Here is a 14190-nt window from a genome sequence, read left to right on the forward strand (position 1 = left end):
CCCGTGACTTTCAGGCGATGGCGGAGATGCCGAGGATCTCGCGCCCGACGATCAGCGTCTGTACTTCGGTCGTGCCTTCCGGAATGGTCCCGCCGCGGGTGTCGCGGAAGATCCGCTCGATCGGATAGTCGGTGGCGTAGCCCAGGCCGCCATGCACCTGCAGGGCCATGCTGGCCACCTCGTGGGCGGCTTCGGTGGCATAGAGCTTGGCAATGGACGCGGCCGTGCGCGCTTCGTGGCCCGAATCCAGCGCGGCGGCGGCACGCAGTCCCAATGCGCGCGCGGCCTCCACGCGGATCGTCATGTCGACGATCAGCTTCTGCACCAGCTGGAAGCTGCCGATGGGCTTGCCGAACTGCGTGCGCGTGCGCGCGTAGTCGATCGAAAGGTCCAGCGCCGATTGCGCGGCACCCACGGCCCCCATGGCGATGTTCACGCGCGCGCTGTCCAGGCCGATCAGCATCTTCTTGAGCGCGCCGCCTTCCTCGCCCAGCAGGTTCTCGCGCGGCACCTTGATGTTGTCGAAGCCCAGCTCGGCCGTGCCGGTGCTGCGCAGCACCATCGTGTCCACGCGGCGCATCTCGTACGGGGAAACATCCCGCTCGACCAGGAAAGTGGAAAGCTGGCCCTGGCAGTCGGGGCTGAACGTGCGCGCCACGACGATGCCGAAATCGCCGAAGGCGCCGTTCGTGATCCACAGCTTGCGGCCGTTGAGCACGTAGTGGTTGCCCTGCAGGTCGGCGCGGGTCTGCACCTGCGCGATGTTGGAGCCCGTGCCCGGCTCGCTGATGGCGCTGAAGCAGCGGCGCTCGTTGGCCAGCAGTGGCTTGAGGAAGCGCTCCTTCTGCGCGGGCGTGGCCTCGGCCGCGAGCTTGTTGATCGCCGCGTTGGTGATGTTGAGCATCGTGCGCAGGGACAGCCAGGCGTAGCCCGCTTCCTCCATCAGCATGGCCCAGGTGATCTGGTCCAGGCCCATCCCGCCTTCTTCCTCGGGAAGCCGCCCGCCCAGGTAGCCGAACTCGGACAGGGGTTTGAGCAGATCGAAGGGAAAGGTCCGCTCCTGGTCGTGGCGCGCGACGATGGGCGCCACTTCGCTTTTCATGAAGCGGCGGATGCTGTCGCGCAGGATGACTTGTTCTGCAGTCTGGGTGTACACGTTGTCTCCTTTGAAAGTGAAGATGAGCAGCGCTCAAGGCTCGGCGCGAGGCGGGGCCTTGCTGCCGCGGCGGGAAGAGGAAGAAGAAAAAGAAGGAGAAGAAGAGGGCGGTGGCGGCGGCTGCTGCTCGCACGTCGGGGCCTCGGCGGGGGCCTGCTTGCGAAAGACGATGGCCTTGACCTCCTGCAGAGCCTCGAGGCAGCGCTCGCGCTGATCGCGCATGCGGTCGGTCAGCCCGGCCACCGACAGGGCCAGCGTCTCGCCGCCGATCTGGCCGGCGACGGCGAGGGCGGCCAGTCCTTCGCTGCCTTCGTTCTCGACCCAGATCCAGCCCTGTTCGCGTGCACGTTCCACCTGTGCTTCCAGGGCGGCCAGGTCGGTGAGCGTGCCGGAGGCCAGCACGCGCAGCGGCTTCAGGCGCAACTGCCGCGCCGCTTCTTCCGGGGTGCCGATCGCGAGGATCGCCTTGCCCAGGGCGGAGACGTGCAGCGCCAGTTTGTCGCCCACGTGCTGCATGTAGCGCAGCGCGTGCCGGCCCTCACTCAGCGCGATGACCTTCACGACGCCGTTCTCCAGCCTGCCGCACAGGCCAGTCTCGCCGGTGCGGTCGCGCAACAGTTCGCATGCCTCGGCACCCACGGCATACAGCGGGTCGCTCGCGGAGATTTCCTGGGCCACCGTCAACAGGCGCGCCGTTGGATAGAAGCGCCGGCTGCGCGCGGTACGCAGCAGGTAGCCCAGTTCGTGCAGCGTGTGCAGCAGGTCGGAGCAGCTGCTCTCGGGCAGGTCCATGAGGCGGGCCAGGTCCGAGTTGGACAGCTCGCGCTTTTCGCGCGCAAAGACTTCGAGCAGGGTCATCGTGCGGGCGGCAGCAGGAACGATGGTGGGCATGAATCCTCCGATAGGTCGTAGAAGTTATCGATCATAGCGACGGGAGTCATGCACTTGCTAAAGATTTGCAGTGGAGAAAAGGCTGAGAAAAAGGCAAGAAATACAGTTGTCAAACAACGATGGGTTGAAGTAGTCTACGTCCGTTCGTAGAAAAAATGCAATCGAATCGCATTGCGCAACCAGGAGACGACCCCTTGAACACCTTCCTCAAAGCCCTCGCCGTGTGCAGCGGCGCGCTCTTCATCACCGCCGTCCACGCCGCCGGCGACGCCGAGGGCTGGCCATCCCGGCCGCTGACCTTCGTCGTGCCATTTCCGCCCGGCGGCATCACGGACAACACCTCCCGCCTGCTCGCGCAGAAACTGGGCGACAAGCTCGGGCAGCAGGTGGTCGTCGACAACCGCCCGGGCGCCGGCGGCTCCATCGGGGTGGAATACGCGGTGCGCCAGCCGGCGGACGGGTACACGCTGATCTACGGCACCCAGGGAACGCACGCCGCCAACCTCGCGCTCTACAAGAACGTGCGCTACGACCCGGTCAAGGACTTCACGGCCGTGCACGGCCTGGCGGAGTCGCCGCTGATCCTGGTCATCAACCCGAACAAGCCGTTCAAGACGGTGCCCGAGCTGGTGGCGTACGCCAGGCAGAACCCCGGGAAGCTGAACTTCGGCTCCGCCGGCGCGGGCACGGCCACGCACTTGACGGCAGAACTCTTCCAGTCGACCGCGGGCGTCAAGATGACGCACGTGCCCTACAAGGGCAGCAGTCCGGCATTGACCGACCTGATCGCCGGGAATCTCGATCTGGCCTTCGACTACGCGGCCGTGGTGCTGCCCTTCGTGCAGTCGGGCAAGCTCAAGGCACTGGCCGTCACCGGCAAGTCACGCCTGAGCAGCGCGCCCGAGCTGCCGACCGTCGGCGAGCTGGGCTACCCCGGCGCCGAGTCCAGCGCATGGGGCGCCATGTTCGTCTCGTCCAAGACGCCGGCCCCCATCGTCAAGCGTCTAGCCGACGCCATGGCGGAAGTCATCGTGAATCCCGAGGTCCTGGCCGCCACCGAGAAGTTCGGCAGCGTGCCGATGCGCGGCATGCGCGGCGAGAGGCTGGACGCTTTCGTCAAGTCGGAGATGACGCGCTGGCGCGAAGTGGTGCAGAACTCCGGCGCCAGGCTGGAGTAGGCCTGCGCCGCGCCCCCCACTCTTTTTTTCGAGAACAGGAAATCAGTTCCATGACCACTGACCTGCGTGGCTTTCGGCCACAGCATCCGACGCTCTACCAGCTTGCGCCCGACGGCGAGTCGCTGGAGTTTCTCTTCGCGCAGTGCCCGGCGTGCCAGAAGCTCGTCTTTCCTGCCGACGTGCCCGGCTGCAGCCACTGCGGCGATCCGCTGCACGGCGCCGACAAGGTGGCACGCCCCGGCGGGGGCAGGCTGCTGGAGTACGTCACCCTGCACGTGCCGCTGCTTCCCGGCATGGAGGTGCCGCGCATCGCCGCCGACATCCTCATCGAGGACGGTCTCATCGAGGAGGGCGTCATCGCGGGATCCGACGAGTCGGCCCTGCGGGTCGGCATGACGCTGCGCGCCGTCGCTGTGGCGCTGCCCGGCGGCGAGACCTTCACCTGCCGCTTCGTTCCGGCTGCGGGAGCGGCCGAATGAGCAACTGGATCGACGACATCGAAGGCGTGTACGTCGCCGGCATCGGGATGCATGCGTACCAGTTCCCGAGCGAGACGCCCTACACGCATCTGGGCCTGACCGCGGTGCGCGCCGCGCTGGCGGATGCGGGCCTGGCGTGGCCGCAGGTCGACAGTGCCTACGTGGGCACGACCTCCATCGGCATGGCGGCCGGGCGCGTCATGCTCCGGCACCTCGGCTCGACCGGGCTCGCCGTCACCCAGGTCGAGAACGCCTCGGCATCGGGGTCTTTCGCATTCCGGCAGGCGTGCATGGAGGTGGCGCGCGGCGTCAGCGATGTGGTGCTGGCGGTGGGCGTGGACAAGCACGGAGACGCCCGGCGCGCGGCCGACAAGGAGGGCCTGGCCCGTCTCAGCGAGACGGCCAACGTTCCGGCCGTGAAGTTCGCCATGATGGCTCGCACCTACCTGCGCGAACGCGGCGCGGACGCGGCATCCATGGCGCAGGTGGCAGTGAAGAACCATGGCAATGCCGCGCGCAACCCGTTTGCGCAGTTCCGCAAGCCGCGCACCCTGGAACAGGTGCTCGCGTCTCCGCTCGTGGCGGGCGATCTGACCGTGCAGCAATGCTGCCCGCGAGGCGAGGGCGCAGCGGCCGCCATCGTCGTGTCGGGCCGCGCGCTGCGCCGGCTCGGCCTGGATGCCGCTCGCTGCGTGCGCGTGCGCGCGTCGGCCGCGTGCAGCGAAACACCGGAAGCCTCCTACGGCGCCGCGGCCGTCGACCTGGTGCGCGCCAGCGCCCGTGCGGCGCTGGCGCAGGCGGGGATCCCGGCACAGCGGCTGGACCTGCTGGAACTGCATGACGCCTTCTCGGTGGAGGAACTGCTCTACAGCGAAGCCGTGGGCGTGTGCGAGCCGGGAGAGGGTGCCGCATTCCTGCTGCGGGGCGACTCGCAGATCGGCGGCCGCTGCGCGATCAACGCATCCGGCGGGCTGATCGGCATGGGGCATCCGCTCGGGCCCACCGGCATCGGCCAGATCGCGGAAATCACGCGGCAGCTTCGTGGCGAGGCCGGCGACCGGCAGCACGAAGGTGCCAGCTGGGGCATGGCACACATGATCGGGCTCGGGTCGGTGGCCATCGCGCACGTCCTCTCTCGCGCCACGGCCTGAAAGAGAAAAGAAGGAGACACCATGTCTGAAAACACCTGGCCTGACCACGTCGACCTGCCGACGCTCACCTACCGTGTCGAGGGCCACGTGGCCGTCGTGACGCTCAACCGGCCGGACCGCATGAACACGCTGGGCGGCACGATGAAGCCGGACCTGGCCCGCGCGTTCTTCGAGCTGGCCCGCACCGACCAGCGGGTGCGCGCGGTGGTGCTCACGGGAGCTGGTGAGCGTGCCTTCTGCGCCGGCGCCGACATCAAGGAACGGGCCGACCACCAGATCTGCGCCACCGACTTCTTCGTCGCGCAGAAGTCGACGCACGACCTGTTCCGCGGCATCGAGGAATTCGAGAAACCCACCATTGCGGCGATCAACGGCATCGCGCTCGGCGGCGGCCTGGAACTGGCCCTGTGCTGCGACCTGCGGCTGGCGGCCGACCATGCCCGCCTGGGCCTTCCGGAGGTGCGGCTGGGCGTGATCCCCGCTGCCGGCGGCACGCAGCGGCTGCCGCGCCTGATCGGTGAAGCGCGCGCCAAGGCGCTGATGCTGACGGCAGCCCAGATCGAGGCTTCCAAGGCCCTGGACTACGGCCTGGTTACGCAGGTGCTGCCGGGCGCCGAGCTGATGCCGGCGGCCATCGCGCTCGCGCAGCAGATCGCGGAGATGCCGCCGCTGGCCGTGCGTTTCGTCAAGCGGGCCGTCAACCGCGGCATGCAGACGGACCTGGACAGCGGCCTCGAGTACGAGCGCTATGCCGCGGCCCTCCTGGTGGACAGCGAGGACCGCAAGGAAGGCATGCGGGCCTTCGTCGAGAAGCGCAAGCCCGTGTTCCAGGGGCGCTGACAGCCAGCCGCCCGCATCCTCATTTCTGCATTCATCCAACAGCAAGCAAGGAAGTACATACATGAAACTCGGTTTGGACTCACAGGTCGCCCTGGTGACCGGCGGCGGCCAGGGCGTGGGTCGGCAGATCTGCATCGAACTCGCCCGCGAAGGCGCGCGTGTCGTGGTCAACGACCTGTTCCCCGAAAGGGCGCAGGCCGTGGCGCGCGAGATCGAGGCCCAGGGAGGCCAGGCGCTGGCCGCGCCCGCCGACATCACGCAGGCCGACCAGGTGCAGGGCCTGGTCGATGCCGCCATGCGGCACTTTGACGCGCCAGTCCAAATCCTGGTGAACAACGCCGGCATCATTCCCGAGCGGCGCGAGAAGGGCGGGCGCACCCCGGCCTTCGTCGACATGCCGGTGGCCGATTGGGCGAAGATCGTCAATCTCAACGTCTATGGCACCTTTCACTGCTGCCACGCCGTTCTGCCCGGCATGGTGACGGCCAAGCGTGGACGGATCGTGAACATCATCTCGGAGGCCGGCCGGATCGGCGAGGCGAACATGGCCGTCTATTCCGGCGCGAAGGCAGCCATCGCGGGCTTTGCCAAGGCGCTGGCGCGGGAGCATGGCCGACATGCGATCACCGTCAATTCGATTGCGCTCGGGGCGGTCTCGCACGAAGGCATCAAGGATGGGCCGCTGCATCCGGATGCGACGATCCAGAACAACGAACTCCTCGCAAAGATGGTGAACCTCTATCCGATCTCGAAGGGCGTGGGGCGGCTGTCCAGGCCGGACGATGTTTCCGGACTGGTGGCATTCCTCGCTTCCGAACGCGCGTTGTTCATCACCGGCCAGACGATCGGGGCATCGGGCGGATTCGCCATGATCTGAAGGCGTGCGAGTGAACAGCGTGGCTTTTGGCGTCGTCGCCACGGAGATGACCGAAGTCATTCGCGGCGCAAAAGTTCAAGGGCAAACTACTCGCCGGGATTCCGCTCGCGCGATTCGCAGCGAACTCAAACTCAAAGGTGAAGACGCGATGATCATCGTCCTCGGAAGCTTCGTGGTGCAAGGTGGCAGCATGGACCAGGCCCTGGCCTTGAGCCAGCAACACGTGCGCCGCTCGCGCACCGAACCCGGCTGCATCGAGCACAACGTCAGCATCGATGCCGAGCGGCCCGACCGCCTGGTGTTCGTCGAACGCTGGGAGAGCGCGCAAGCGCTGCAGGCGCACTTCGCGGTGCCCGAGTCCCGCGCGTTCGCGCGCGAGATCGGCCGGCTCGCCGTCGCGCCGCCCTCCATCGAAATCTTCGATGCGTCGGCGCTGCCCGCGGGCAGGTGACCCTCAGCGCGCGCTCATGTAGTCGACCGTCAGCACCACGCGGGTGAACATCCACTCGCCGGCGATGCGCCCGTACTCGTCGTCGGAGCGCCCGACCACCTGGTAGTGCTTGCCGTGCCTTCGGCGCGGTCTAGGCGGCGCTCGAGCTCGCGCATGCGCATGCGCGGCAGTCGAAGTCATTGTCTATGGGAGCTTTCGGAATGGATGGCTCGGCCGCCGGTCAGGATGCGCTGCGTTGGTCCTACCGCGGGTCTGGCTAGAACACGCCCATCGCCAGCCCCGTCGCGAGCGCGGCCCCGAGCTCGCGGCATTGCGCGAGTTCCTCCGCGCCGATCTGCTTGGGCCGCGCGATCGCCTCGGGCGTCTGCGCATGGGTGCAGACGATCAATGCGGGCGCGATGGCGTTCAGGCGCCAGCCGGTAGCGATGCGCTCGATCTGCCTTGCGGCATTCTGGCCGTCGCTGCCCGCGCAGATCAGCGTGGCGTAGGGCCGGCCGTTCACGCGGTCGAGCGCGGCGTAGTAGCAGCGGTCGAAGAAGTCCTTCATCAGCCCGGCCATCGCGGCGAGGTTCTCGGGCGTGGCGAACAGGTAGCCGTCTGCAGCCAGTACGTCTTCGGGCTGCGCCTCCGGGGCGCGCAACAGGCGCACCTGCACGCCGGCTTCAGTGCGTGCGCCCTCGGCCGCGGCCTGCGCCATCTGCGCGGTGCCGCCGGTCATGGTGTGATAGACCACGAGCAGCGTCTTGGGATTCATGCCGCCCAGCATAGCGGCACCACCCAGGCGCGGGGTCGTGGATTCAGTTGTCCTCGTCCTTGGCCTCGTCCCTCGGCGGCCCGGTGAGGAAGTCGAGCGTGGCCTGCCAGGTCTGCGGGGAATTCAGGATGCCGAGGTGGCCGGTGCGCAGGATCGGGTCGTAGGCACCTTGCCCCGTGAACACGATCTCGCGCGCCCCGCGCAAGCTGGCGCTCTTGGAGAAATCGTTGGGCTTGCCGAAGGAATCGATGGCGGGGACCGGCGCAATCACGCCATCCTGAACCGGAAAGTAGACGAAGCTGGCGTCGCCATTGCGGATGACCAGCACGCGCGTGGGCCCGTCGTTCTCGCGGCCGCCGCTGCGGCCGTTGAGCAGGCGCAGGAAGGGCGTGTCGGGCGAGCCCAGCTCCTGGCACACCTCGCTGGAGGGCGTAAAGCCTCCCGCCGCCGGCGCCTGGAAGTAGTTGGCCGGGTCGGGCGAGCAATTGATGATGCCGTGGTTGGGGCCGTCGATGGCCACGAGTCGGCGCACCAGGTGCTGCGCCTCGTCCTGCCGCATCCATTCGCGCGCCAGCGTCACGCCCAGGCTGTGGGCGACGATGTCCACGCGCCGAGCGCCCGTGAAGGCCATGACCGCGTGCACGAAGCGGCGCAGGTCCGGCACGTTGGCCGCGTTGGTGTGGGCGATGCTCGAGCGGCGCGTCTGGTCGGAAGCGAGGTCGCACTGGTCGCCCTGGTAGCCCACACCCCAGAGCTCGCTCGGGGAATAGCCGTTGTCCGACAGGAACTGCGCCAGTGCTTGGATGCGCCCGTAGGGGTTGCAGGCGGTGGGGAAGGGCGTGTCGTTGTTGCCGTGGATGAGGATGACCGGCGTTCGGGCCACGGCGCCGGCGGCACCGAAGCCGATGAGCGGCTTGGCGAGCGAGGTGTCCTCGATCGAGGGAAAGCCCGGCGGCAGCGTGTTGCCCACGGTGCCTGCCGCCTGCGTGGCGACAGCGGCGACAAGCATTGCAAGGGCGGCGGCATGGCGAATCCACGTTTTCATGAGCGGTCTCCTTCCTCTGCGGCGGCGATGATGCCGGCGAAAGGTGGGACTGGCAAGGCTCGCGGCAATGCAGCGCTTCCGCGCTTCGAGCGGATGGGACTGCTGGCGCGGCACCCGCCGAGTCGCCACGTTGCCGGTCCAGGGCCCGGTCGATATACTGAATTTACGGTGGAGATGGCATCCTCCCAGACCGCCCCGCCGGGGCTGATGATGCCTACCAGAGTCCGGATGGGACGGTAGGCATGCGGCGCGCCCAAAGCGCTGCCTCTTGCCTTGCCGCTCGTTCCGGTTGGTTCAAAAATAAGGAGCGACATGAGCGGTTTTTCGGTATTCGCGGTCTTCGGTGGTGCAGGGTGCGGTGCCTTGCTGCGATGGTGGCTGGGTGGCTGGCTCAATCCGGTCTTCCCGACGATTCCTCTGGGAACCGTCGCTGCCAATCTGCTCGGTGGTCTGCTGGTCGGCGTGGCCAGCGCCTTCTTCACCCACAACAGCGGCCTGGCGCCCGAGTGGCGGCTTCTGGTCATCACCGGGTTCATGGGCGGGCTCACGACCTTCTCCACTTTCTCGGTCGAGGTCGTGACCTTGATCGGCCGGCACGAGCACTGGTGGGCGCTGGGCGCGGCGAGCGTGCACCTCGCGGGTTCGCTGATCCTTACCGGTGTCGGCATCATGGCTGCCAATGCGCTCTTCGTGAAGGCGGGGTAGTGGGAACGGCCATGGGACATACCGCGTGCCCCCGGCGCCTGCGCCGCGTCGTCTCCGGCGACCGGCCCGATTGAACAGCGTATCCGCACCGAAGGAGGCCCCATGCAAGGCATTTACCTCAAGTTCTATGTCCAGGAGGGCCGCCGCCATCACGGCATCCTTGCCTACGAATGGCTGCTCGAAGAGGCCAAGAAAGTAGGCCTCCATGGCGGCTCGGCCTTTCGCGCCATCGCGGGCTTCGGCCGCCACGGCAGATTGCACGAAGAGCACTTCTTCGAACTGGCGGGCGACCTGTCGGTGGAGGTCGGCTTCGCGCTGAGCGAACAGGAGGCGCAGAGCTTTCTTGCGCACCTGGCCGGCGAGAAGCTCCAGCTGTTCTACATCAAGGTGCCGCTGGAGATGGGCATCGTAGGAGGCGAGCCGTGACGGTCCAAGGTCGACATGGAAGATGCCACGGCGAGCCGTGTGCTTCTCGCCTGCGACGGCACGCCGATCTCCGATCTTTTCGTCCAAGCCCTCGCGCTGGGTCCACAAAGCGCGTCATCGCCAAACCTGGTTCCGGAGGTGCTCCATGAAATCTGTGCGACCTCGATCCACGTTGATTCTGCGCACATGGGTCGCTGCGGCCGCTGCGCTTTCGATCCTCGCCGTGCATGCCGATGAGGAAGAGAAGGTCCTCAACATCTACAACTGGGGCGACTACATCGCGGAAGACACGATTCCGAATTTCGAAAAGGAAACCGGAATCAAAGTCAGATATGACCTCTTCGACAGCAACGAGGCCTTGCATGCCAAGCTGGTCGCCGGCATGTCCGGCTACGACATCGTCGTGCCCGGCTCCCATTTCGCCAAGATGCAGATCCAGGGCGGCCTGCTCCAGAAGCTCGACAAGTCGAAGATCCCCAATCTCGCCAATCTCGATCCGGCCATCCAGGCCCAGCTGGCCAAGATGGATCCCGGCAACGACTACCTGGTCGACTGGCTCTGGGGTTATACGACGGTGGGCATCAACGCGGACAAGGTCAAGAAGGTCCTCGGCAACGCTCCCTTGCCCGAGAACGCCTGGGACCTCGTCTTCAAGCCGGAATACATGTCCAAGCTGAAGAGCTGCGGCGTATCGTTCCTGGACACCGCCTCCGAGATCTTGCCGATCGCGCTCAAGTACATCGGCAAGGATCCGCGCAGCAAGAATGCGCAGGACTACCAGGCCGCAGGCGAGATGCTCAAGGCCGTTCGGCCTTATGTGACCCGTTTTTCCGGCTCGGGCTCCGACTACATCGACCAGATGGCCAAGGGGCAGCTGTGCGCCGTGATCGGATGGTCCGGCGACATCATGATCGCCAAGGACAAGTCCGCCAAGGCGAGGAATCCACAGAACCTCCAGGTGCTGCTGCCCAAGACCGGCGGGTTGTTGTTCTTCGACACGATGGCCATTCCCAAGGACGCCAGGCACACGGAGAACGCCTACAAGTGGATCAACTACATCCTGCGGCCCGAGGTTCACGCCTCGCTGACGAACAAGGTGTTCTACGCCAACCCCAACAAGGCCGCGATGAAGTTCGTCAACCCGGCGCTGGCCAAGGACAAGGCCGTGTTCCCCGATGCCGAGGCGCTGGCCAGCATGATCCCTCCGGACACACCTGACCAGGCAACACTGAAACTGATCACCCGCACATTCACCAACTTCAAGGCCAAGCGCTGACAAGGCCCTATGGATACGTCGAAGGAAGACGGCGCTTTCCTGAGGATCGAGTCCGTCACGAAGAACTTCGGAGACGCGCGTGCGGTCGATCAGGTCAGCTTGAACGTCGCGCGCGGCGAGATCTTTGCGCTGCTGGGCTCCTCGGGCTGCGGCAAGAGCACGCTGTTGCGAATGGTCGCTGGCTTTGAGGCGCCGTCGTCCGGGCGCATCGTGCTCGATGGCATCGACCTCGCGGGACTGCCGCCCTACGAGCGGCCGGTCAACATGATGTTCCAGTCGTACGCGCTCTTTCCCCATCTGACGGTCTGGGACAACATCGCCTTCGGCCTGCGCCGCGACAAGCTGCCGAGGGCCGAGCTTGCGTCGCGCGTGGAAGAGATGCTGCGCCTGGTTCAACTGGGCCAGTTCGCCAAACGCAAGCCGCATCAGCTCTCCGGCGGCCAGCAGCAGCGCGTCGCGCTCGCTCGCAGCCTTGCCAAGCGTCCACAGCTTCTGCTGCTCGACGAGCCGCTTGCGGCTCTCGACAAGAAGCTGCGCGAGGCCACGCAGATCGAGCTCGTCAACATCGTCCACCAGGTCGGCGTGACCTGCATGATGGTCACCCACGACCAGGAAGAAGCCATGACCATGGCGTCGCGCATGGCGGTGATGAGCGAAGGCCGATTCCTCCAGGTAGGCAGTCCGGCCGACATCTACGAGACGCCGACGACGCGCTTCGTCGCCGACTTCATCGGCAACGTCAACCTCATGGAAGGAACTGTCGTGATGGAGGACGCGGAGCACATCGAGATTCGATGCATCGACGTGGTACACCGCGTTCGCCACGGCCTGACCGGTTATCAGGGGCGGTCTGTCACCGTTGCCGTGCGCCCCGAAAAAATCCGGTTGCGCACCGACAAGCCCGAAGGCGAGCACAACCAGGTGCAAGGGGTCGTCAAGGCGCAGTCCTACTTCGGCGACTACACCCTCTATCACCTCGAGTTGCCCAGTGGCGCCCGGCTCAAGGTGAACGTCGAGAACGAGACCCGGCAACGCGAAGGCGCTCCCTCGCAAGGCGATCGGGTCTGGGCTCACTGGCTGCCGACCTCGCAGGTCGTGCTGACGCAATAAGGGGTGAACATGGCCTCCTTCACCGGGGACGGCAGCCGGCGCCTGCATCGGCTCGTGAAGGGACGCACGCTCGTGATCGGCGCGCCTTACCTCTGGCTGCTGGTCTTCTTCCTGTTGCCCTTTCTCATCGTCGTGCGCATCAGCTTTGCGCAGATGGACGGCGCGAGGATCAGCGACCTCTTCGCGTATGCGGACCAGGCGCTGGTCATGAAGCTCGACCTGTTGAGCTACGCAACGATCTTTCAGGACGAGATCTACGGTTCGACCTACGGTCACTCGCTGCTGTATGCAGGGGTCACGACGCTGATCTGCCTGGTCATCGGGTACCCCTTCGCCTATTTCATGGCGCGGGCGCCGGCCGCCCTGCAGCCGCTGCTGCTCATGGGGGTGATGCTGCCGTTCTGGACGAGCTTTCTGTTGCGCGTCTATGCCTGGAAGGGCCTGCTGGATGCCGAGACCGGCTGGGTCGGGCGCTTCCTGGCGCACGTGCACGCGGAACAGCTGCTCCTGCCGCTGGGCCTGATTTCGGCGCCGGGGCAGTTCTTGTACAGCCCCTTTTCGCTCGTGCTCGGCATGGTCTACACCTACCTCCCGTTCATGGTCCTGCCGCTCTACGGCACGCTCTCCAAGCTGGACCTGCGGCTGCTCGAGGCCGCACAAGATCTCGGGGCGACGCCCTGGCAGGCCTTCTGGCGCATCACGGTGCCGCTGTCCAGGAGCGCCATCGTCGCCGGCGCCATGCTGGTCTTCATCCCTTGCGTGGGTGAATACGTGATTCCGGAACTGCTGGGCGGCCCGGAGACTCTGATGATCGGCCGCGTGCTCTGGGACGAATTCTTCTCCAACAATGACTGGCCGATGGCTTCGAGCATTGCAGTGGTGATGGTGCTGCTCATCATCGTGCCGCTGGCGATCTTCAACAACAGCCAGGCGAAAGCGGCGCGCTCATGATGACCACTCGCGCCGGACGCTGGACCAGCCGCACCTGGCTGCTCCTGGGCTTTGCCTTCCTCTACCTGCCGATCGTCGCGCTGGTTGTCTTCAGCTTCACCGACTCGCTCGTGCCGAACGTCTGGACGGGCTTCAGTCTGCGCTGGTATCGCAGGCTCATGGGCGACGTGGCCATCCGCGAGGCTCTTTTTCTTTCTCTGAAGATTGCGGCAGCCACCGCGACGGGCGCCATCATCCTCGGCACCTTGGCGGCGCTCTCGCTGGAGCGCCTGCCGTGGTTCAAGGGGCGCACGCTGTTCTCCGGCATGGTCAGTGCTCCGCTGGTGATGCCGGAGGTGATCGTCGGCCTCTCGCTGTTGCTGATGCTGGTTTCGGCCCAGCGCCTGTTCGGGTTCCCGGAACGCGGCGCCGTGACGATCTGGCTCGGTCACCTGCTGGTGGGCATCGCCTATGCGACCGTGGTGATCGGCGCGCGCTTGCGTGACCTCAACCCCCAATACGAGGAAGCTGCGCAAGACTTGGGCGCCCGGCCCTTGCAGGTGTTCTTTCTCGTCACGTTGCCGCTGATCGCACAGTCGCTGGTGGCGGCCTGGCTGCTGACCTTCACGCTCTCGCTGGACGACGTGGTGATGTCCGCCTTTCTTTCGGGCCCGGGCTCGACGACGCTGCCGCTCGTCATCTTCTCGCGTGCGCGCCGCGGCCTGGACCCCACCGTCAACGCATTGGCCGCCATCGTCATTGCCGGGGTCGCGGTGTTCGTCGTGCTTTCAAGCTACATGATCGCGGCGCGGGAGCGCCGGCTCTACAAGGAGCAGCAGGCGGCGAGCGGGAACGACGCGGTGCGTGACATCGAGCCGAGCGCACCGTCATCGACTGACGCGACATAGTGCCCACGCGCTC

Annotated in this window: 17 protein-coding genes and 1 riboswitch; of the genes, 12 read left to right on the top strand and 5 right to left on the bottom strand. The window is 66.3% G+C overall.

All coding sequences use genetic code 11. From position 1 onward, the window contains the following. Window positions 1–10 precede the first annotated feature (10 nt). Both J2739_RS26605 and J2739_RS26610 read right to left on the bottom strand, forming a co-directional pair. Window positions 11–1156, bottom strand: coding sequence for an acyl-CoA dehydrogenase family protein (locus J2739_RS26605; protein WP_309907329.1), 1146 nt, complete (start codon window positions 1154–1156; stop codon window positions 11–13). Window positions 1157–1189: 33 nt separating this feature from the next. Then, on the bottom strand, window positions 1190–2047 hold the full coding sequence (locus J2739_RS26610) for an IclR family transcriptional regulator (RefSeq protein ID WP_309907331.1): 858 nt from the start codon (window positions 2045–2047) through the stop codon (window positions 1190–1192). Window positions 2048–2241: 194 nt separating this feature from the next. Here J2739_RS26610 and J2739_RS26615 point away from each other — a divergent pair, with 194 nt between their 5' ends. From J2739_RS26615 to J2739_RS26640, 6 genes are all read left to right on the top strand, one after another. Then, window positions 2242–3225 carry a Bug family tripartite tricarboxylate transporter substrate binding protein gene (locus tag J2739_RS26615; RefSeq protein ID WP_309907334.1) on the top strand — a complete coding sequence of 328 codons (984 nt, stop codon included), beginning with the start codon at window positions 2242–2244 and terminating at the stop codon, window positions 3223–3225. 50 nt (window positions 3226–3275) lie between these two features. Next, window positions 3276–3704 carry a Zn-ribbon domain-containing OB-fold protein gene (locus J2739_RS26620; protein ID WP_309907336.1) on the top strand — a complete coding sequence of 143 codons (429 nt, stop codon included), beginning with the start codon at window positions 3276–3278 and terminating at the stop codon, window positions 3702–3704. After that, complete coding sequence (locus J2739_RS26625) at window positions 3701–4855, top strand: thiolase family protein (protein WP_309907338.1); 1155 nt, start codon at window positions 3701–3703, stop codon at window positions 4853–4855. The genes J2739_RS26620 and J2739_RS26625 overlap by 4 nt, the downstream gene beginning before the upstream one ends. 21 nt (window positions 4856–4876) lie before the next feature. Further along, the gene (locus J2739_RS26630) at window positions 4877–5695 is read left to right on the top strand and encodes an enoyl-CoA hydratase/isomerase family protein (RefSeq protein WP_309907340.1); all 819 of its coding nucleotides are present in this window, start codon (window positions 4877–4879) and stop codon (window positions 5693–5695) included. A gap of 61 nt (window positions 5696–5756) precedes the next feature. Further along, entirely contained in the window at window positions 5757–6572 is an 816-nt protein-coding gene (locus J2739_RS26635; protein ID WP_309907342.1) for an SDR family NAD(P)-dependent oxidoreductase, read from the top strand. Between the two features lie 10 nt (window positions 6573–6582). After that, window positions 6583–7023 (top strand): putative quinol monooxygenase, encoded by a 441-nt coding sequence (locus J2739_RS26640; protein ID WP_309907344.1) that lies wholly within the window; start codon window positions 6583–6585, stop codon window positions 7021–7023. A 3-nt stretch (window positions 7024–7026) separates the two neighbouring features. Here J2739_RS26640 and J2739_RS26645 read toward each other — a convergent pair whose 3' ends face one another. The 3 genes from J2739_RS26645 to J2739_RS26655 all read right to left on the bottom strand — a co-directional run bounded on the left by J2739_RS26645 (window position 7027) and on the right by J2739_RS26655 (window position 8822). Then, the gene (locus J2739_RS26645; protein ID WP_309907346.1) at window positions 7027–7203 is read right to left on the bottom strand and encodes a hypothetical protein; all 177 of its coding nucleotides are present in this window, start codon (window positions 7201–7203) and stop codon (window positions 7027–7029) included. A 76-nt stretch (window positions 7204–7279) separates the two neighbouring features. Continuing rightward, the gene (locus J2739_RS26650) at window positions 7280–7777 is read right to left on the bottom strand and encodes a flavodoxin family protein (RefSeq protein WP_309907348.1); all 498 of its coding nucleotides are present in this window, start codon (window positions 7775–7777) and stop codon (window positions 7280–7282) included. 43 nt (window positions 7778–7820) lie between these two features. Next, the gene (locus J2739_RS26655; RefSeq protein ID WP_309907350.1) at window positions 7821–8822 is read right to left on the bottom strand and encodes an esterase/lipase family protein; all 1002 of its coding nucleotides are present in this window, start codon (window positions 8820–8822) and stop codon (window positions 7821–7823) included. Between the two features lie 161 nt (window positions 8823–8983). Further along, window positions 8984–9046, top strand: a riboswitch (Fluoride riboswitch). Between the two features lie 88 nt (window positions 9047–9134). Here J2739_RS26655 and crcB point away from each other — a divergent pair. The 6 genes from crcB to J2739_RS26685 all read left to right on the top strand — a co-directional run bounded on the left by crcB (window position 9135) and on the right by J2739_RS26685 (window position 14177). Further along, complete coding sequence (gene crcB, locus J2739_RS26660) at window positions 9135–9527, top strand: fluoride efflux transporter CrcB (RefSeq protein ID WP_309907352.1); 393 nt, start codon at window positions 9135–9137, stop codon at window positions 9525–9527. A gap of 102 nt (window positions 9528–9629) precedes the next feature. Next, the gene (locus J2739_RS26665; protein ID WP_309907354.1) at window positions 9630–9953 is read left to right on the top strand and encodes a DUF190 domain-containing protein; all 324 of its coding nucleotides are present in this window, start codon (window positions 9630–9632) and stop codon (window positions 9951–9953) included. 145 nt (window positions 9954–10098) lie between these two features. Continuing rightward, window positions 10099–11229 (top strand): polyamine ABC transporter substrate-binding protein, encoded by a 1131-nt coding sequence (locus tag J2739_RS26670; protein ID WP_309907356.1) that lies wholly within the window; start codon window positions 10099–10101, stop codon window positions 11227–11229. Between the two features lie 9 nt (window positions 11230–11238). Further along, the gene (locus J2739_RS26675) at window positions 11239–12339 is read left to right on the top strand and encodes an ABC transporter ATP-binding protein (RefSeq protein WP_309907357.1); all 1101 of its coding nucleotides are present in this window, start codon (window positions 11239–11241) and stop codon (window positions 12337–12339) included. A 9-nt stretch (window positions 12340–12348) separates the two neighbouring features. Continuing rightward, window positions 12349–13290, top strand: a complete 942-nt coding sequence (locus J2739_RS26680) for an ABC transporter permease (protein ID WP_309907359.1) — start codon at window positions 12349–12351, stop codon at window positions 13288–13290. Continuing rightward, window positions 13287–14177, top strand: coding sequence for an ABC transporter permease (locus J2739_RS26685; protein WP_309907361.1), 891 nt, complete (start codon window positions 13287–13289; stop codon window positions 14175–14177). The genes J2739_RS26680 and J2739_RS26685 overlap by 4 nt, the downstream gene beginning before the upstream one ends. Window positions 14178–14190 lie beyond the last annotated feature (13 nt).

The sequence above is a fragment of the Variovorax soli genome, from assembly GCF_031454625.1.
GTDB lineage: Bacteria > Pseudomonadota > Gammaproteobacteria > Burkholderiales > Burkholderiaceae_C > Variovorax > Variovorax soli_A.